General features: G+C 34.6%; 15 protein-coding genes. 10 read left to right on the top strand and 5 right to left on the bottom strand.

Going from position 1 to position 19,763, the window contains the following annotated elements; translation table 11 throughout:
- Nucleotides 1-39 precede the first annotated feature (39 nt).
- Nucleotides 40-1,581 carry a glycine--tRNA ligase gene (locus tag ACNQGJ_RS00585; protein ID WP_417971122.1) on the top strand — a complete coding sequence of 514 codons (1,542 nt, stop codon included), beginning with the start codon at nt 40-42 and terminating at the stop codon, nt 1,579-1,581.
- A 42-nt stretch (nt 1,582-1,623) separates the two neighbouring features.
- Here ACNQGJ_RS00585 and ACNQGJ_RS00580 read toward each other — a convergent pair whose 3' ends face one another.
- A complete protein-coding gene (locus ACNQGJ_RS00580) occupies nt 1,624-2,169 on the bottom strand; it encodes a DUF3575 domain-containing protein (protein WP_417971124.1) in 546 nt (181 codons plus the stop codon).
- Between the two features lie 491 nt (nt 2,170-2,660).
- Between ACNQGJ_RS00580 and ACNQGJ_RS00575 the strand changes: the two genes are divergently transcribed.
- From ACNQGJ_RS00575 to ACNQGJ_RS00560, 4 genes are all read left to right on the top strand, one after another.
- Nucleotides 2,661-3,473 (top strand): LytR/AlgR family response regulator transcription factor, encoded by an 813-nt coding sequence (locus ACNQGJ_RS00575; protein ID WP_417971126.1) that lies wholly within the window; start codon nt 2,661-2,663, stop codon nt 3,471-3,473.
- A 175-nt stretch (nt 3,474-3,648) separates the two neighbouring features.
- The gene (locus ACNQGJ_RS00570) at nt 3,649-3,933 is read left to right on the top strand and encodes a 3-oxoacyl-ACP reductase (RefSeq protein WP_417971128.1); all 285 of its coding nucleotides are present in this window, start codon (nt 3,649-3,651) and stop codon (nt 3,931-3,933) included.
- Between the two features lie 116 nt (nt 3,934-4,049).
- Nucleotides 4,050-6,074 carry a tetratricopeptide repeat-containing sensor histidine kinase gene (locus ACNQGJ_RS00565; RefSeq protein WP_417971130.1) on the top strand — a complete coding sequence of 675 codons (2,025 nt, stop codon included), beginning with the start codon at nt 4,050-4,052 and terminating at the stop codon, nt 6,072-6,074.
- 20 nt (nt 6,075-6,094) lie between these two features.
- On the top strand, nt 6,095-6,781 hold the full coding sequence (locus ACNQGJ_RS00560) for a response regulator (protein ID WP_417971132.1): 687 nt from the start codon (nt 6,095-6,097) through the stop codon (nt 6,779-6,781).
- Nucleotides 6,782-6,841: 60 nt separating this feature from the next.
- On the opposite strand, the gene thiL is transcribed toward ACNQGJ_RS00560, so the two are convergent.
- Complete coding sequence (gene thiL / locus ACNQGJ_RS00555) at nt 6,842-7,888, bottom strand: thiamine-phosphate kinase (RefSeq protein WP_417971134.1); 1,047 nt, start codon at nt 7,886-7,888, stop codon at nt 6,842-6,844.
- 106 nt (nt 7,889-7,994) lie between these two features.
- Between thiL and ACNQGJ_RS00550 the strand changes: the two genes are divergently transcribed.
- On the top strand, nt 7,995-8,927 hold the full coding sequence (locus ACNQGJ_RS00550) for a 1-phosphofructokinase family hexose kinase (RefSeq protein ID WP_417971136.1): 933 nt from the start codon (nt 7,995-7,997) through the stop codon (nt 8,925-8,927).
- 76 nt (nt 8,928-9,003) lie between these two features.
- On the opposite strand, the gene lepA is transcribed toward ACNQGJ_RS00550, so the two are convergent.
- Nucleotides 9,004-10,800 carry a translation elongation factor 4 gene (gene lepA / locus ACNQGJ_RS00545; protein ID WP_417971138.1) on the bottom strand — a complete coding sequence of 599 codons (1,797 nt, stop codon included), beginning with the start codon at nt 10,798-10,800 and terminating at the stop codon, nt 9,004-9,006.
- A 242-nt stretch (nt 10,801-11,042) separates the two neighbouring features.
- Here lepA and ACNQGJ_RS00540 point away from each other — a divergent pair, with 242 nt between their 5' ends.
- From ACNQGJ_RS00540 to dusB, 3 genes are read left to right on the top strand one after another with little or no spacing between them, the layout of a single operon-like run.
- A complete protein-coding gene (locus ACNQGJ_RS00540) occupies nt 11,043-12,323 on the top strand; it encodes a putative DNA modification/repair radical SAM protein (protein WP_417971140.1) in 1,281 nt (426 codons plus the stop codon).
- Entirely contained in the window at nt 12,301-13,068 is a 768-nt protein-coding gene (locus ACNQGJ_RS00535; protein ID WP_417971142.1) for a TIGR03915 family putative DNA repair protein, read from the top strand. The genes ACNQGJ_RS00540 and ACNQGJ_RS00535 overlap by 23 nt, the downstream gene beginning before the upstream one ends.
- Nucleotides 13,069-13,107: 39 nt before the next feature.
- Nucleotides 13,108-14,100 (top strand): tRNA dihydrouridine synthase DusB, encoded by a 993-nt coding sequence (dusB, locus tag ACNQGJ_RS00530; RefSeq protein WP_417971144.1) that lies wholly within the window; start codon nt 13,108-13,110, stop codon nt 14,098-14,100.
- A 127-nt stretch (nt 14,101-14,227) separates the two neighbouring features.
- Here the strand turns inward: dusB and ACNQGJ_RS00525 are convergent, their stop codons facing one another.
- Nucleotides 14,228-15,427: an ABC transporter permease gene (locus tag ACNQGJ_RS00525; RefSeq protein WP_417971146.1), complete on the bottom strand. Its 1,200-nt coding sequence runs from the start codon at nt 15,425-15,427 to the stop codon at nt 14,228-14,230.
- Nucleotides 15,428-15,430: 3 nt separating this feature from the next.
- Nucleotides 15,431-15,823, bottom strand: coding sequence for a 30S ribosome-binding factor RbfA (rbfA, locus tag ACNQGJ_RS00520; protein WP_416842396.1), 393 nt, complete (start codon nt 15,821-15,823; stop codon nt 15,431-15,433).
- A gap of 277 nt (nt 15,824-16,100) precedes the next feature.
- Between rbfA and ACNQGJ_RS00515 the strand changes: the two genes are divergently transcribed.
- On the top strand, nt 16,101-19,739 hold the full coding sequence (locus tag ACNQGJ_RS00515; protein ID WP_417971371.1) for a UvrD-helicase domain-containing protein: 3,639 nt from the start codon (nt 16,101-16,103) through the stop codon (nt 19,737-19,739).
- The last annotated feature ends 24 nt before the right edge of the window (nt 19,740-19,763 follow it).

Below are 19,763 nucleotides of genomic sequence, written 5' to 3'. Positions count from 1 at the left end.
TCCTTTTTTTAAGTTCACTTTTTATATTTTTGCAGTACTATGGCAAAACAAGAAGATTTATTTAAGAATGTAATTTCGCACGCAAAAGAATATGGATTTATTTTTCCGTCAAGCGAAATTTACGATGGTTTAAGTGCAGTCTATGATTATGCACAAAACGGCGTAGAGTTAAAAAAGAACATACGCGAATATTGGTGGAAAGCAATGGTTCAAATCAACGATAACATCGTAGGTCTTGATGCATCAATATTGATGCACCCAACCACATGGAAAGCGTCAGGCCACGTCGATGCTTTCAACGATCCCTTGATTGATAACAAAGATTCAAAAAGAAGATATAGAGCTGATGTTTTAGTTGAAGATTACGCCGAAAAGTTGAATCAAAAAGCAATCAAAGAAATCGAGAAGGCTAGAACTCGGTTTGGGGATGCTTTTAACGAACAGGAATTTGTAACTACAAATGCCCGTGTTGTTGAGTATAAAGCTAAAGAAAGAGAAATTCTTGAAAGAATGGCGCGCTCACTTGGCAACGAAGATCTACAAGATGTAAAAGCATTAATTGAAGAATTAGAAATTGCAGATCCGGAAACGGGTTCTAGAAACTGGACTGAAGTGCGCCAATTTAACTTAATGTTTGGTACTAAATTAGGAGCTTCAGCTGATTCGGCAATGGATTTATTTTTACGTCCAGAAACGGCGCAAGGTATATTTGTTAACTTTTTAAATGTTCAAAAATCAGGACGAATGAAAGTTCCTTTTGGAATTGCACAGACGGGTAAAGCCTTTAGAAACGAGATTGTAGCCAGACAATTTATTTTCCGTATGCGAGAGTTTGAACAAATGGAAATGCAGTTCTTTGTGCGTCCAGGCGATGAAATGAAATGGTATGAACATTGGAAAACGGCTAGACTGAATTGGCATTTGTCATTAGGACTAGGAAAAGAAAATTACCGTTTCCACGATCACGAAAAATTGGCACATTATGCCAATGCAGCCGCTGATATTGAGTTTAACTTCCCTTTTGGATTCAAAGAGTTAGAAGGAATTCATTCTCGTACTGATTTTGACTTGAAAGCACATGAACAATTTTCAGGCCGAAAATTACAGTATTTTGATGCGGAATTGAACCAGAATTATGTTCCTTATGTAGTTGAAACTTCGGTTGGATTAGACAGGATGTTTTTGGCAGTTTTTGCAACTTCGTTAAAGGAAGAAACCTTAGAAGATGGCTCCACAAGAACGGTTCTGAAATTGCCTTCTGTTCTGGCTCCAACTAAAGCGGCAATTTTGCCTTTGGTTAAAAAAGACGGATTGCCAGAAATCGCGCATAAAATCATTGATGATTTACGTTGGGATTTCAATGTAGGCTATGATGAAAAAGATGCTGTTGGAAGGCGTTATAGAAGACAAGATGCATTGGGAACTCCATTTTGTATTACAGTAGATCACCAAACTATCGAAGATCAGACGGTAACGATTCGTCATAGAGATACGATGAAACAAGACCGTGTAGCGATTGAAGACTTGAAATCAATTATAGAAAATGAAGTTTCAATGAAAAATTGGTTGATGAAAATGTAATTAATATTAAAAAAAAGCTTCTCGATTGAGAAGCTTTTTTGTTTAAAATCTATAACCTAATGTTATTCCGCCTCGTCCTACTATTTCATTATTAGTATCATCACTATTAAATAAGTTTCTACCAACTCCAGCATTTATTTCAAAAAGAAATCCTTTTTTATTAATCCATTTAGAACCCATACCAAAACCAAGAGCAAAATCGGTTCTGTTTTCGATGTTTGAATTATATGAATTGTTTGGATTATATGGATCATATAAATTATTATTATAAATATAACTATCATAAGAATTTAGCATCCCAAAACCTTCCACAAAAAAACCAGCCGCCGGTTTTTTACTGAAATAAAAACGATAAAAGGGAGTCAGGCTAAATTTAGTGTAAAATTGATCATCATAATTAAAAAATAATGATACTCCAACTCCGGATTCTTCGTTAAGTAATCGCTCGTAAGTGAATTCACCTGCGCCTATCACCAATAAAAGTGCATTTACTTTTAATTCATTTCTTTTAAAATCGACTGTTTCTTTTTCTTGGCCAAAACCAAATAAAAAAGAAGATAAACACAGTAAGATAAATAGTTTTTTCATAGCGTTGGTTTTTTTAGATAAAAGTAAGATAAATTTGTATAAAAAAATATTTTTTTGATTTAATTTTCCGACAGTTATTTTGAATAAAAAAATCATAAATTGAGTAAGGCATTTGTTGATTTTTCAATGAAGAAGGTCCTAAAATCACTAGGTGAAAAGTTTTGCAGGATTGACAATAAAAATATTTTTTAGGATAATTTTCTGAATAATTTTTTATTTTTAATTTCTTTCAAAAAATTAATTATGCTCTTTATCGGATTTATTTGCACTTCATCCTAATGTATCAACATTTGTTTAAAACATATCAACAACAACCATGTAAAAATGCGTAAATGCTTATTTTTAAAATGTTAAATAAGAGTTTTTTATTCAATATTTAATGTTTTTTTTTAATTAGTTTCCCCAAACTACCTTATATAACTTAATGGTTTGAAGTATATTTTACTTTGGATATTTTATAAAATACCTAACAATTCTAGGAAAAACCACTGATGAATTATTCGTACATTATTATTGACGACGATCAAGAAAGTGTTTTGAAAACGAAAGCCATTGCTGATAGTTTTTCGGAGCTGACTTTTGTGGCATCGGCATGTAATTATGAAGATGGTTTAAATCTCATCTTAGAACATACTCCTCAAATCGTTTTTTTGGAAATTGACCCCGCGGATAAGACTAGTAATTTATCGTTGGCACTACTAAATGAGTTGTACAGATATTTGAAAGTGATTCCGAAAATTATCATTACAACGGCTCGGAAAGATTTCGCTTTTGATGCTATAAAATATGAGGTGTTCGATTATTTAATAAAACCAGTGACACGAATCGATCTCATAAAATCAGTTTTAAAATTTAATAGATCAATTGTTGCAAAAGAAGTTTTTTTAGAACAATCATACATTGCTGATACAGAACCGATAGTTTTTGCAAGACAAGAAACGCCAAATCGAGACCAATCTCTTATTCTGTGTATTAAATCCTACGGTGATTACAGATATATTGCGGCCAAAGACATTTGCTATCTTCAAGCCGATAATAATTCTACGGATATATACCTAAATAGTGGCGAGATGATAACTGCATTCAAGACGTTGAAGCATTTCGAAGGCATCTTATCTTTTCCTTTTATTAGAATTCACAACAGTTATATCGTAAACCGTGATTATATTTCCAGAATTCATAGTGGGAATGCAGTGTGTTATATTAAGAATAGTACTGTAAAGCTTCCTTTCTCCAAATCCTATAAGGTTAATATCGACCTTATCATTTCTGATTTTTCTAGTGGTAATTATCTCGAAATCTAAAAAATAGTCATTCACTTAAATTTGATGGTCATTCACTATCAAACGGATGCATTCTACCATAAACGTCTTTTTTTGTAGGAAATTTTGAAGTTGTCTGAGTAGTTTTACAAAAGAATTCCGTGTGAACGTGATTCTAAAGTAAGTCAAAACAAAACAACAATATAAAACCCAAATTATGAAAAAAGCAATCTTAACAATCGGATTTTTCTCTTTAGTGATGGTATTAACTTCTTTTACTACACCTGAGACTAAAAGTAATACTAAAGTAGAAAACAATGCAATTGTAGATTTAGTTGGCGGAGCAGCAGTAGGTGGGAATCAAAAATTAGATTTAGTTGGAGGAGCAGCAGTAGGCGGGAATCAAAAATTAGATTTAGTTGGAGGAGCAGCAGTAGGCGGGAATCAAAAATTAGATTTAGTTGGAGGAGCAGCAGTAGGCGGGAATCAAAAATTAGATTAGTCATTTTATTATTCTCTTTTTTATAACTAATAGTTAAGCTATCAAATTTTTTGATAGCTTTTTTTTTATGTCGATAGTTTTATTTTAGTATTTTTGATGCAATTCAAGATCTACTATTGAAAAAGACATACTACATATTTTTGCTACTGCTGCTTGTTTTTATTGGTTGTGCCAAGAAAAACGATGCAAAGTTTATCGACATTTCATTAAAGGACAGTATTGCTGTTTATTTATCTTTAGCAAAAGACGCCAACTTGCCTCTCAAAAAAAAACAAGAATACAATCAGAAAGCATTTGCCATTATAATGGATCAACCTAATGATTCGATGAGTAAGGTCTATTTGTTCAGGGTTGCCAATCGTTACTATAATATGAACGATTGGAAGGGTTATAAAAAAACGGTTCGTGTTGTTGTAGATAATTCGAGAAGCAGTAGTGACACCGTGAATATGGCCAAAGCCTACACTTATCTAGGGGATTATTATGGTGCTCAAGCCGTTTCTGATAGTGCATTTATGTATTACCTTAAATCCGAGAAAATGTACCAGCAACTTGATGATAACTATAATCTTGCCAGAGCGTTGTTAAATAAAGCAAATTTACAATACAACGAAAGTGATTTTTTAGCGAGTGAAATATCGGTATTTAATGCTTTACGCGTTATAAAAGAAGAAAAGGCAAAAGACATACTCTATGAATCGTATAATATTTTAGGTGTAATATACAATGAACTTGCGGAATACGACAAAGCCATCGAATATCATAATAAAGCTTTGGCCAGTATTGATGAAAAGGTAATTCCTGTAGAGTTTCAGTCAAAAGCCACGTCATTAAATAATATGGGATTAGTATATCAAAACCTTAATATGCATAATCAGGCAAAAAACTATTTCCAATTAGGGTTAGATCAACAAAATCTCCGTTCTCAAAAAGCCTTTGTTTATGCTATGTTGTTAGATAATTTTGCTTATTCCAAATTCAAATTGAATGAGGCTGATGGACTTCCCGAATTGTTTTATCAATCTTTAAAACTGAGAGATAGTTTAGGACTAGCTTCAGGAATTTTTTTGAACAAAATACATTTATCAGAATATTTTGCATCAAGAAAGGATACTCTTAAAGCGATTCAATATACTAACGAAGCATTAGAGTTGTCTAGAAAAACCAAAAATTATAGAAATGTTTTAGGAGGACTCAAACAATTAGCGATAATAGAGCCTAATAAATCGATAATTTATAACAAAGAATACATTCAAATTAACGATAGTTTGCAAAAAGCAGATCGAAAGAAAGGAGAGAAGTTTTCACGAATAGAGTACGAAACTGATAAAATAAAAGATGAGAATACTAATCTTGAGGTTCAAAACAGGAATTTAGTTTATATTTTTAGTGGATTAGCGATGTTGGGATTATTTACATATCTAATTAAAGCCCAAAAAACTAAAAATAGAGAACTGTTGTTCAAGCAGCAACAGCAAAAAGCAAATGAGGAAATCTATAACTTAATGATTTCCCAACAGAATACCATTGAAGGGATCAGAATTAAGGAGAAAAAAAGAGTCGCTCGTGAATTACACGATGGAGTTTTAGGAAGGATGTTTGGAGTTCGCATTAACTTAGATAGCCTAAATAAAATTGATGACGGAACTGCTATTGAAAAAAGAAATAACTACTTAACAGAGTTGAAAAGTATCGAACAGGATATTCGTGAAATTTCTCATGATTTAAATAGAGAAAAATCAGAATTAATTAATAACTTCGTTGCCATTGTTGACAATCTTTTTGAAGACCAAAAGAAGACATTTAAATCAAAATTAGTTTCAATTATAGATTCTGGGATTAAATGGGAATTAATAAGCAATTCAATTAAAATTAATTTGTATCGAATTCTTCAAGAAGTACTTCAAAATGTCAATAAATATGCTACTGCTGATAACATTAAAATTGAACTAAAAAAAGAAGAAGATCGTCTAATTTTGATAATGAGTGATGACGGAACGGGCTTCAATGTTAAAAAAGCTAAAAAAGGGATAGGCTTACAGAATATACTTTTCCGAACCAATGAATGCGATGGAGTAGTTGATATAAAATCGAAAAAAGGAGAAGGTACAAGGATAACCATTACAGTCCCAATAGAATAAATATAAAAACTTACAAAGAAATGATAATTGACCAATCAACAAAAAAAAAAAATATATTAATCGTTGATGACCACCCTTTCATTATAGAAGGATACAAAAATGCAATTACGAGATATAACCCTGATGAGTTCGAGTTTTTTATAACACAAGCTAAAGATTGTGAGTCAGCATACCATATTATTACCAATCCAGATGTTGCTTCATTTGATATCGCTTTCTTAGATATCAGTATGCCTCCTTATGAAGAAAAAAACATATATTCTGGTGAGGATTTGGCAAGATTAATATCTGAATTTATGCCAAGCTGTAAAATAATTTTGCTTACCATGTATACAGAATTATTAAAGATAAAAACTATCATTAAAACTATAAATCCTAATGGATTGGTTATAAAGAATGATTTAACATTTGATGAATTGCTTTTTGCGTTCGATAAAGTTATAAAAAATGAAAAATATTATAGTCAGTCTGTTCTAAAAATGTTAGCACAATCCGAGGAGGACAGTATAGAAGTTGATCAATTTGACAAAGAAATTTTATTTCATATTTCAAAAGGAACGAAGCTGTCTGACATTCCTCATTACATTCCAATTTCATTAGGAGCAATTGAAAGAAGAAAGTTAAAATTAAAAGAACTATTGAAAATAGAAGAAGGCAGCGATATCGACTTAGTCCGAGAAGCAAAAAATAAAGGATTACTTTTTTAAGTTTCTTAAAAAAAAAACGACACTTAATAGGTGTCGTTTTTTGGTGGTTTAATCTATACTTTATTCACTCAAAGCATCCCAACCACGTGCTTTTAACGCAATTTTGGTGTTGGCACGAGTAACTAAATGAATCCCTTCACTTTCTTGAGTCATGTGACCAATGATAGTGAAATTTGGATTGCCTTTTATTTTTTCAAAATCCTCCATAGCGATAGTGAAAAGCAATTCATAATCCTCACCTCCGTTTATAGCAACGGTAGTACTATCGATATTGAATTCTTCACAAACATTAATAAACTGAGGATCAATTGGTAGTTTGTCTTCATATAAATTACAACCCACTTTGGACTGTTTGCACAAATGCATAATTTCAGACGACAATCCATCCGAAATATCAATCATTGAAGTTGGTTTTATTTCCAAGGCGTGCAATAAGGTACGGACATCTTTTCTGGCTTCTGGCTTCAGTTGACGTTCGATTAAGTACGTATATGCATCTAAATCCGGTTGTGAGTTTGGGTTCACCTGAAAAACTTGCTTTTCTCTTTCTAAAACTTGCAGTCCCATATAAGCAGCTCCAATATCTCCGGTAACCACTAATAAATCACTTTGTTTTGCGCCGTTTCTAAAAACGATTTCATCTTCGTCAGCTTCGCCAATAGCAGTTATACTGATAATTAATCCTTTTTGAGAAGAGGTCGTATCACCGCCTACAACATCTACATTATATTCACGGGCTGCATGCGTAATTCCCGCAAATAATTCATCCAGAGCTTCCAACGGAAAACGATTTGACACCGCAATTGACACCGTGATTTGAGTTGGCTTGGCATTCATCGCGCATATGTCTGAAACATTGACCACGACTGCTTTGTAGCCTAAATGTTTTAGCGGCATGTACGCCAAATCAAAATGGACGCCTTCAATGAGTAAATCGGTGGAGATTACCACCTTTTTGTCTTTGAAATCTAAAACGGCTGCATCATCCCCAATTCCCTTTAAAGTAGAAGGCTGGTTGATTTCAAAGTTTTTTGTCAAATGGTCTATCAATCCAAATTCTCCTAATTGGGCAATACTGGTGCGTTGTGGGTTTTTATCTTCAATCATTTTTTTTCATTGTTTTCAGATTGCAAATATACAAAGAAATATTCGCCTTGATTTGTGCCAATTTCATGAATTTTATCCGACCTTTAGTTTAGTTAAATCGGACAAAATGAAATCATTTGATATCGTTACTATTACAGTCAACTCGGCTTTGGATAAAAGCACCCACTTTAAAGGCTTGGTTGCGGAACAGAAAATACGATGTGATGAACCACGCTTTGATGCCGGTGGAGGCGGTATCAATGCGTCTAAGGCAATCTCGCGTTTAGGCGGATCTTCGTTAGCGGTATTTACTTCTGGCGGGCCTACAGGTAAAATGCTTGAAGAATTGGTTGGTAAGGAATCGATTGCCTACGAGGCTGTTGCGGTTGAGAGTTGGACAAGAGAGAGTTTTGTCGCCGTGGATGATAGTACCAATTCTCAATACCGATTTGGATTTACGGGTGGAAAAATTTCAGAAGAAGAAAGCAACAAAATTCTAGAAACCATAGCTCTTTTAAAACCAAAATTTTTTGTAGCTAGTGGTAGTTTGAATGAAGGTTTGTCAGTAGATTTTTATCAAAAAATTGCTGAAATTGCAAAAAAATCAAATGCAAAGCTAATTATAGATACCTCAGGCGAAGCTTTAAAAAAAGCGTTAGAAGTTGGGGTTTATATGATCAAACCCAATGTTGGGGAATTGGCAAAATTAATAGGCGTGGAGCGATTGGAACTGGAAGAAGTAAACGAAGCCGCAAAAGAAAGCATTACTGATGGTGGCGCCGAAATTGTAGTCGTTTCTCTTGGTCCACAAGGCGCCGTTTTGGTTACAAAAGATTCTTGTGAGTTTGTTCCTGCTCCCAATGTAGTCAAAAAAAGTACCGTTGGTGCTGGTGATAGTATGGTGGGCGGAATGGTTTGGGCGCTTTCGCAAAATAAAAGTCTTAAAGAAGTTATCCGTTGGGGAGTGGCTTGCGGCTCGGCAGCAACGATGAATGAAGGAACCCAATTGTTTAAATTCGAAGATGCTAAACGATTATTTGATTGGTTGAAGGATAAATAAAAATAAAAAAACCTGATAATTTTCATCATCAGGTTTTCTCTATGTTCTATCCTCTATATTCTATTTTCTAAAAAAATTAATCGTTCAACTTCAAAACAGCCATGAACGCTTCTTGTGGAATTTCAACATTTCCAACCAGTCTCATTCGTTTTTTACCTTTTTTCTGTTTCTCCAATAATTTACGTTTACGGGAAATATCTCCACCATAACATTTGGCGGTAACGTCTTTACGCAATGCTTTTATTGTTTCACGAGAAATCACTTTTACCCCAATAGCCGCTTGAACAGGAATATCAAATTGCTGACGTGGGATTAATTCTTTCAGTTTTTCGCACATTTTTTTACCAATGTGATATGCATTGTCGGCATGCATCAAGGATGATAAAGCATCAACGATAGTAGCGTTCAACAGAATGTCCACTTTGACTAAATTAGAAGTTCGCATCCCAATTGGCGTATAATCAAAGGAAGCATATCCTTTAGAAACAGTTTTCAAACGGTCGTAAAAGTCAAATACAATCTCTGCTAAAGGCATGTCAAAAGTCAACTCTACACGTTCCGTAGTCAAATATGTCTGATTGGTAATCAATCCTCGTTTTTCGATACACAAACTCATTACGTTTCCAACATAATCGGATTTAGTGATGATAGTTGCTTTTATAAAAGGTTCTTCCACATGGTCTAAACGAGAAGGCTCCGGTAAATCTGAAGGGTTATTTACGACGAGTGGTGTCGTAGGATCTTTTTTGGTGTAAGCCAAATACGAAACGTTGGGAACGGTAGTAATTACAGTCATGTTGAACTCTCTCTCCAAACGCTCTTGGATAATCTCCATGTGCAACATTCCTAAGAATCCGCAACGGAAACCAAATCCCAAAGCTGCGGAACTTTCCGGTAAAAACACCAACGAAGCATCGTTCAACTGTAGTTTTTCCATCGAGTTTCTCAACTCCTCATAATCTTCAGTATCCACAGGATATATCCCCGCAAAAACCATTGGTTTCACATTTTCAAAACCCTTAATTATATTTGTTGTTGGCGTTTTCGCATCCGTCAACGTATCTCCTACTTTTACTTCTTTTGCTTCTTTAATTCCAGAAATTAAGTACCCAACATCACCTGCAGAAATGACTTGTTTCGGAACTTGGTTGAGTTTTAATGTACCAATCTCATCCGCAAAATATTCATTTCCAGTAGCCATGAATTTTATCTTCTGGCCTTTTTTAATCTGTCCGTTTTTCACACGAAAAATAACTTCTATTCCTCGAAACGGATTGTAATGCGAGTCAAAAATTAATGCTTGTAACGGCTCGTCAATACTTCCTGATGGAGGCGGAATTTTTTCAATAATTGCAGCCAAAATATTTTCGACACCAAAACCCGTTTTACCTGAAGCGTGAATAATATCCTCCAATTTACAGCCAAGTAAATCAATAATATCGTCACTTACTTCCTCAGGATTCGCGCTGGGTAAATCCACTTTATTCAAAACCGGAATAATTTCCAAGTCGTTTTCCAAAGCCAAATATAAATTCGAAATCGTTTGTGCCTGAATACTTTGCGCTGCATCTACAATCAAAAGTGCGCCTTCACAAGCTGCAATTGATCGTGAAACTTCATACGAAAAATCTACGTGTCCCGGAGTATCAATCAAATTCAAGATGTATTCTTGTCCTTTATAGGTGTATTCCATCTGAATCGCGTGACTTTTAATCGTAATTCCACGTTCGCGTTCTAGATCCATGTTGTCAAGCAATTGCGCTTTTTCCTCACGAGCAGTAACAGTTTGTGTAGCACCTAATAATCGGTCAGCAAGCGTACTTTTCCCGTGATCAATATGTGCAATAATGCAAAAATTACGTATGTGTTTCATTTCTTATGCTATTGTTTTTTGAAAATATGAAATGCCTAACATATCATCTTCTTTTTTATATCTGTCCAAGCCTTTCTTAGCCCTACTTTGAGTTTGCAAATATAAAGCAAACTTTTTACAATTTCTTTAAATATTTTGCCGTCCTAAAGAAGGTTTTTATAAGAATACAAAAATGTTAAATAGCTGTTTTACAATTATTATTAGCTGTACTTTTGTTTAAATAAAAAAAAGAAAACGGTATTGTGGATTACGATAAAATCACAGAAAAATTAGAAATTCTGGCAGACGCAGCAAAATATGATGTGTCGTGTTCCTCAAGTGGCGGGAATCGAAAAAACACCAGTAAAGGACTCGGCGATTCATCGGCTTCTGGAATTTGTCATACTTATACAGAAGATGGGCGATGTGTTTCCTTACTAAAAATATTGCTTACCAATTTCTGTATTTACGATTGTGCTTATTGTGTCACTCGAAAAAGTAATGACATTCAGCGAGCCGCTTTTACCGTAGAAGAAGTGGTAGATTTAACCATCAATTTTTACCGAAGAAATTATATTGAAGGACTTTTTTTAAGTTCAGGAATTTTCAAAAATGCCGACTACACTATGGAGCGTCTGGTTCGTGTGGCTAAAAAATTAAGATTGGAACACAATTTTAACGGTTACATTCACCTGAAAAGTATTCCTGGAGCTTCCGATGAAATAATGCGTGAAGCCGGATTATACGCTGATAGATTAAGTATGAATTTAGAAATCCCTACTGAATCAGGGTTAAAATTATTGGCGCCAGATAAAAATCATCAGGACATGATTAAGCCGATGCGTTTTGTAAAAAATGAACTCATTCAATACAAGGAAGAAAAGAAAAAATTCAAAAGCACACCTAAATTTGCTCCAGCAGGACAAAGCACACAAGTAATTGTTGGGGCAACACAAGAAAACGATTTTCAAATCATTCAGGTTGCCGATCATTTTTACAATAATTTTAATCTAAAAAGAGTGTATTATTCGGGTTATGTACCGGTTTCCAATGACGCACGATTGCCAGCCATTGGAGCCCAAGTTCCGTTGGTACGTGAAAACAGATTGTATCAAGCCGATTGGCTAATGCGTTTTTACGGGTTTAAAGCCAATGAAATTCTGGAAAAAAACAATCCATTTCTCGATTTAGAAGTTGATCCAAAAATGGGATGGGCTCTTCGGAACATCACTCAGTTTCCAGTAATTATTCAAAATGCTCAGCTTGAAATGATTCTTCGTGTTCCGGGTATAGGAGTAAAATCGGCACACAAAATTGTTCATGCCAGACGATTCCAAAATCTTTCCATGGAACATTTAAAAAAAATAGGTGTATCGATTAACCGAGCAAAATATTTTATATCGGTTAGCAACGAAAATACCCATTTAAAATTTTTGAATGCCTTAAATTTAAAGGAAATTATTCTTAGTGATATGAAATCAAAATTTGAGAAACCGTTTGATAATCAATTATCATTACTTAATGACACAACTTTCCTACGATAACACTTTTGAGGGTTTATTGACAGCGGTTTTCGAAATTTATGAATATAAATATCCTAATCCTAAAATCAGTAAAAAAGACGATTTACAGCACAATTTATTCGCTGAAAAAATAGAAATTGGTACCGATATTTCTAAATCCGATCGGGTTATAAAAAAGCTCAAAATACAGATTGGTAATGATGGTGTTCGCTGTATTATTTACTCCTTTCTGTCTGAAAAAATAGGAGTTGAAGATGTGATTTTTGATGTGATAAATTATGCGGTTCAAAATCCTACCATAAATATTATGAAGGATTTTGCAAATGAAAGTGTGTTACAAATTTCTCAACTAACCAAAAACGTAGGTCGTGAGAAGCATCGAATGGAAGCCTTTATTAGGTTCGAACAATTGAAAGACGGCATTTATTTTGCCAAAATTGATCCTGATTTTGATGTTTTAACGTTGATTATAAGACATTTTAAAAATCGTTACCAAGATCAAAAATGGATCATTTATGATTTACGACGTAAATATGGTGTGTATTACGATTTAAAAGATGCCGAAATTGTGATGATGGATTTAGATATTAAATCATTAGATGATAAACACAATCAAGTTTTTTCGGACACAGAAATTAATTATCAAAAACTGTGGTGGGAATATTTTGATCATACCAATATAAAAGAACGAAAAAACACCAAGCTTCACGTACAGCACGTTCCAAAACGCTATTGGAAATACTTAACCGAAAAGAAAATGTTTTAGACTTACAAACATTTCCGTATTTTTGCAAAAAAAATTACCTTGATAAAAATTGGCAACATAATATTACCCGAATTTCCTTTACTTCTTGCACCTATGGAAGATGTGAGCGATCCGCCTTTCCGCAGATTGTGTAAAGCTCATGGTGCAGATATGATGTATTCGGAATTTATTTCCTCCGAAGGATTAATCCGTGACGCCATTAAAAGCCGAATGAAATTAGATATTTTTGATTACGAACGTCCTGTTGGGATCCAGATTTTTGGTGGAGACGAAGAAGCCATGGCGATGTCTTCTAAAATTGTATCTACCGTAAACCCGGATTTGATAGACATCAATTTTGGTTGCCCTGTCAAAAAAGTCGTATGTAAAGGTGCTGGCGCTGGAGTTCTAAAAGATGTAGATTTGATGATTCGTCTGACTAAGGCTGTTATTAATAGTACCCATTTGCCAGTAACGGTAAAAACCCGTTTGGGTTGGGACGATAATTCGATAAATATTGATGAAGTTGCAGAGCGTCTGCAAGACATTGGTGTTGCCGCTTTGAGCATACACGCCAGAACTCGTGCGCAAATGTACAAAGGTCATTCCGACTGGTCGCATATTGCCCGTGTAAAAAATAATCCTAGAATCACAATGCCTATTTTTGGTAATGGCGACATTGATTCTCCCGAAAAAGCATTACAATACAAAAATGAATACGGTATTGACGGCATCATGATTGGTCGCGCTGCGATTGGTTATCCTTGGATTTTTGACGAAATCAAACATTACTTTAAAACGGGAGAACATTTACCAAAACCTACCGTTGTCGATAGAGTTGAAGCAGTGCGAAATCACCTCACTTGGGCCATGGAATGGAAAGGAGAAAGACTGGGTATTGTTGAAACACGTCCTCATTATACCAATTATTTCAAAGGAATTCACTCTTTTAAAACGCACAAGCAACAATTGGTAACCTTAGACCGACCGGAAGAGTTGTTTGCCGCTTTGAATGAAATTGAAGAAGTGTATGCGGGATATGAGGTTGTTTAAGTAGTAAACATTTAATCATCTTTTACCCCCAATTCGCAAATTTATAGTTGTTGATCAATCAAAAATCACCGATAAATTTATAGCGTAATCTTTTTAAAAAAATTAGCGAATTAGCGGTAAAAAAAAACTACTCTAACAACTTTTTACTCACGCGGCTACTCGCAATCAGCGAAGCAATAAAGCCAAGCGTAATGATCGTCCCCATAACAATCAGTACATTTTCCAGCGAGAAAACAACTGGATACGCCAGTGTAGGCGTAATCATAATCAGTTGAAAATACTCTTGCAGTAAAACAATGATAATTCCTAAAACCAAGCCAATAATTCCACCAAAAACACTTAGTAATGTACCTTGAAGCAGAAATATTTTTCGCAAATCTTTGATTTCGGTTCCTAGATTAAAAAGGGTTTTCAAGTTTCCTTTTTTGTCTAAAATCATCATAATCAATGCGCCAATCAAGTTGAAAAGTGCCACAACTATCACCAAAGTAAAGATTAAATACACAGCAATATTTTCAGTATTCAACATTTTATACAAGGATTCATTAAGTTGCGCCCTGTTTTTTACGGTGATTTTATTGTTAAAAATAGTTTGAAGCTGGTCTGCAATTGCACTTTCATCAGTACCAGTTTTCACTTTGATTTCAATCCCAGAAACCTGATTGGTTTTGTATTCCAATAATTCTTGTGCTAAACCTAAATCGGCAAAAACATATTTAGAATCTAAATCTTCGCTGATGGCGTAAATCCCAACAGGAATTAAATCCGTTTTGTTAAAAGCTTGTTCCGGATTTTCAATAGCGCCTTTTCCAGGTCTTGGAACTAAAACTTCCAATTGACGATTGAAATCCAATAATCCCATCGAGAATTCCTGGGCAATTCCGTAACCAACCACCACTTGATACGTATCTGGTTTAAGCCATTGTCCGTTAAAAAGTTTCTTTTCAATAGCATTTACTTTGCTAAAATTAGAATCAACACCTTTTAAGTACGTAACTTCCTGTTTTCCGTCAAAAGTGAATAAAACACGCTCTTCAATTATTTTTGTATAGGAAACCAAGCCGTCAATTTTCTTGATTTGGCTTTCCTGACTAGGAGCAATTAAAAAGGATTTTCCTAAAGTGCTGCTTATTTTTAGATCGGGATCGATTTCATTGGTGAAGGAAAGACTAAAAACTTTCAACCCACTAAAAACAGATAAAACCACAAACAACGCCATGGCACCAACAATGATTCCCATACTGGCAATCCGATTGATGATATTGATCGCATTATTTTTACTATTGCTAAGGATGTAGCGCTTGGCTATGTAGAGGGGAAAATTCAAATTTTATTGAAATCTGCGTTTGTCCAAAAGATCTCTGTTTTCAATAGGATTGTCTCTGTTAGCTAAAGCATTGTCAATTTTTTCAATATAGTCCAAAGAGTCGTCTATAAAGAAAACCAAATTAGGTACTTTTCTTAATTGTAAACGAACGCGCTGTGATAAATCATGTTTTATTGTTTTAGCATTGGACTTAACCGCCTCTAAAATCTCTTTTGCTTTATCCTGAGGAAAAACGCTTAAATGAACTGTAGCCACAGATAAATCTGAAGTTACAACAACCTTGGATACCGAAATAATTAAATTAGCTACTCCGTTTTTTCTCACTTCACCTTGCAGAATATCAACCAAATCTTTTTGGATAACCCCACCTATTTTTTTCTGTCTATTTGTTTCCATGCTGCAAAAATACTACTTTTAAGTTTTATCCCGAAGTTTCGAGACAAATTTTAAAAGTAACCTGTTAATACTTGTATTTTTAGGAGCTATTTCCTGCTGTTCACTGTATCTTTTTCTAAGGTGAAGAAAAATCACCTTAGAAAAAGGATGCCGTTTCCATCAGGGCTATGGGATTTGGGAAATTAGAACGCTAATTCTAAATCAGAATCTAAAATCGTAATGTATAAAAAACATCAGTTTGGAACATAAAATAAATCCAGTTTCGGCTCCCTCTCCTTTGGGGAGGGCTGGGGAGGGGAGACCTTCCTTCTCTATATATGACGCATCGGCCGGTTCCGGAAAAACCTATGCGCTGGTCAAAGAATACCTAAAAATTATTCTTGTTGCGCCAAAAAACGATGCTTATCGCAACATTCTCGCCATTACGTTTACCAACAAAGCGGTACACGAAATGAAATCCCGAATCGTAGGCAGTTTATCGGAATTTGCGAAAGAGGAGCCCAGCGAAAAAGCACAGGATTTAATGCAGGATTTATCCATTGACACGGAATTATCCATCATTCAAATCAAAACCAAATCACAGCAAATCATCAAGCACATTATTCATAATTATGCCGCTTTTGATATTTCGACCATTGATAAATTTACGCATAAAGTCATTCGGGCTTTTGCCCATGATTTGAATTTACCCATGACTTTTGAAGTAACATTAGACACTGAAAATTTATTGATAGAGGCAGTCGATGCCATCATCGCACAAGCCGGAGAAGATGAAACATTAACTAAGCTGCTCATCGATTTCACAATGGAAAAAACCGATGATGATAAGTCGTGGGACATTTCCCGTGAAATTCTCGAAACCGGTCGCTTGGTTTTAAACGAAAATAATCGAAACGAAATCACGCATTTTCAAGATAAATCCATCGCTGAGTTTGTCGCAATTAAAGCCAAATTAACCGAAGCTTGTAAAGATTTAGAAAAGCAAACCATTGTTTTTGCTGAAGAAGCCTTGACTTTAATTGATAAAAACGGAATTGATATAAAATCCTTTTCTAGAGGTACTTTCCCCAATCATATAGCGAGTATTCAGCAAGGGAAATTCAATCCCAAGAATAAAACTTTTCATGAGTTTGACGATATTGCAATCAATAAAACGGCAATAGACCGTGCAATTATTGAAAACATAATTCCTGATCTATTGCATTTGCTGGGCGAAGTTTACAAAACTTTCGAAAAGATAAATTTCTATAAAGCATTCCTCAAAAACATTACGCCTTTGTCATTGCTAAACACAGTCAGTAATGAATTAGCCAAAATTCAGGAAGAACAAAATGTACTTTCCATTTCCGAATTTAATGCGATTATCCATCGCGAAATTCAAAATCAGCCAGCGCCTTTTATATACGAACGATTGGGCGAGCGCTACCGTCATTTTTTTATTGATGAATTTCAGGATACTTCCGAAATGCAATGGCAAAACCTCATTCCGTTGATTGATAATGCGCTTTCGGGTCAGGATGATTTTGGAGTGAAAGGAACTTTGATGATTGTGGGCGATCCCAAACAATCTATTTACAGATGGCGCGGTGGAAAAGCCGAGCAGTTTATTGAACTCAGTAAAGACCAAAATCCGTTTAATAATCCGGATAAAAAACTCGAACATTTAGATAAAAATTACCGTTCCTACTCGCAAATAATTGAATTCAACAATGATTTCTTTCAATTATTATCCAATGAATTTGAACACGTAGATTATAAAGATTTGTATGAAAATCACAGTAATCAAAAAATAAATGATAAAACAGGCGGCTACGTAAATATTTCGTTCATTCCTAAAGTAGAAGCTTCAGAAGAGGAAGAAGCTTTGGACAAAACCGATTTGTATGTTTTAGCGACTTTAAATGCCATTCAAAAAACAGTAAAAAAAGGCTTTCAGTACAAAGATATTGTGATTCTGACCCGGAAACGAAGCCAGGGAATTGCAATTGCCAATTATCTGACCGAGCAAGGAATTCCACTTTTATCATCGGAAACTTTGATGATTCAAAATGCAACCGAAGTTCGATTGATTATTCATTTATTGAAATACTTAAAAAATAGTTCTGACTTGGAATCCAAAGCAAATTTTCTTCAATATTTAGCTCAAAACAGTCAGGATAAATTACCAATTCACGACTTTATTGCTCAAGGAATGGCGTTATTTCAGGAAACTGATTTCGAAAATTGGTTGATGAGTTTTGATGTTTCACTTTCGTTTCAAAACATTAGAAAAAAATCATTGTATGAAGCGGTTGAAACAATAATAGCAAAGTTTCTCTCCCCGGCCCTCTCTAAAGGAAAGGGTGACGGAGTGGAAAACTGCGTGGATAAATTAGGATACATGACGGGCGGAAATTATTCTCATCTTTTAATTGAAAAAGCGAAAGAGATGAGGAGACAGCCAACGCGCGCTGAGAAAGTTCTTTGGATGGAGCTTAAATCTAAATCATTAGAAGATTATAAATTCAGGCAGCAACATTTAATAGATGACTTCATCGTTGACTTTGTTTGTTTGTCAAAAAAACTGGTAATTGAAGTTGATGGTGATTATCATTTTACTGAAGAACAAATTGAGTTAGATAATAGTAGAACAATTAGGCTACATAAATTAGGGTATAAAGTCATTCGATTTACAAATGAGCAAGTTGTAAAGAGTATTTCAGATGTTTTAAAAAGAATAAAGGAAGAATTAATTCAACAAAAAGAAATTCGAGACTCCAACTTATTGGTTTCGGCTCCCTCCCCTTCGGGGAGGGCTGGGGTGGGGAATGCCTACGTTCAATATTTCCTAGACATTGTTCTCGAGCGGGACATTCGTAACCAAGCAGGAATTGCTGATTTCTTGAATTTCTGGGATAAAAACGCCGAGAAATTTAGTATTCCGTCTCCGGAAGGGACTAATGCCGTTCGGATTATGACGATTCATAAATCGAAAGGATTGGAATTTCCGGTCGTTATTTTTCCTTTTGCCGAAGAGGATTACAATAGAAAACCGAAAGACAAATTATGGCTAAGTGCTGAAGAACAGGATTTTGGATTGCCAAAGATTTTAATTGACAACAGCAGTGCGGTGGAAGGATTTGGAGAAGAAGCTGCGAAGGTTTATAATCAAAAAAAGCAGGAAGAATTATTGGATAATATCAATGTTTTGTACGTCGCATTGACAAGAGCTGAGGAACAATTATTGGTGATTTCGAATATGAATCTGTCCAGTAAAGGCGAAATTCCAAAAAATAATATGTGCAGCTTTTTTATTAATTATTTGGATAGCAAAGGTGAATTTGATGAGAGTAAATTGGAATACGAATTTGGAAGTGCAACAAAATTATCTTTCGCAAAACCACATGTTGATTCTTCCAAAACAATTCCCCTAGTGTCTAAAATTCTAAATCCAAAGAATATAAAAATTGCGCAACGTGAAGCATTAATGTGGGGAACGCATCAACAGGAAGCGATTGAATATGGAAATGTAATTCATGAGATTCTGTCTTTCGTAAAAACTAAAAACGATATTGAATTGGCCATTACCAAGGCTATTGAAAACGGATTGATAACTTTTGGTCAAAAAGAAACAGTGTTGAATACAATTCGGGAAATTGTCAATCACAGTGAATTAAAAATTTGTTTTGCCGAAGGGAATGAAGTTTTGAATGAACAAACTATTATTCAAAAAGAAGGTAAAACCATTAAACCGGACCGCATGGTGGTAAACAAAAACAAAGAAGTTTTGTTACTGGATTATAAAACGGGAACACATAATGTGAAATACCAACAACAATTGGAAAATTATCAAACTGCAATTGAGTTAATGGGGTATCAGGTGATAAAAAAAGCACTTATATATATAGGAAAAGAAATCGATGTAGTAAATTTGTAGTCGGAGATATTTATAAACATAAAA

The sequence above is a fragment of the Flavobacterium cryophilum genome, from assembly GCF_048286555.1.
Classification (GTDB): Bacteria; Bacteroidota; Bacteroidia; order Flavobacteriales; family Flavobacteriaceae; genus Flavobacterium.
This window is presented reverse-complemented; position numbering and strand designations above follow the sequence as displayed.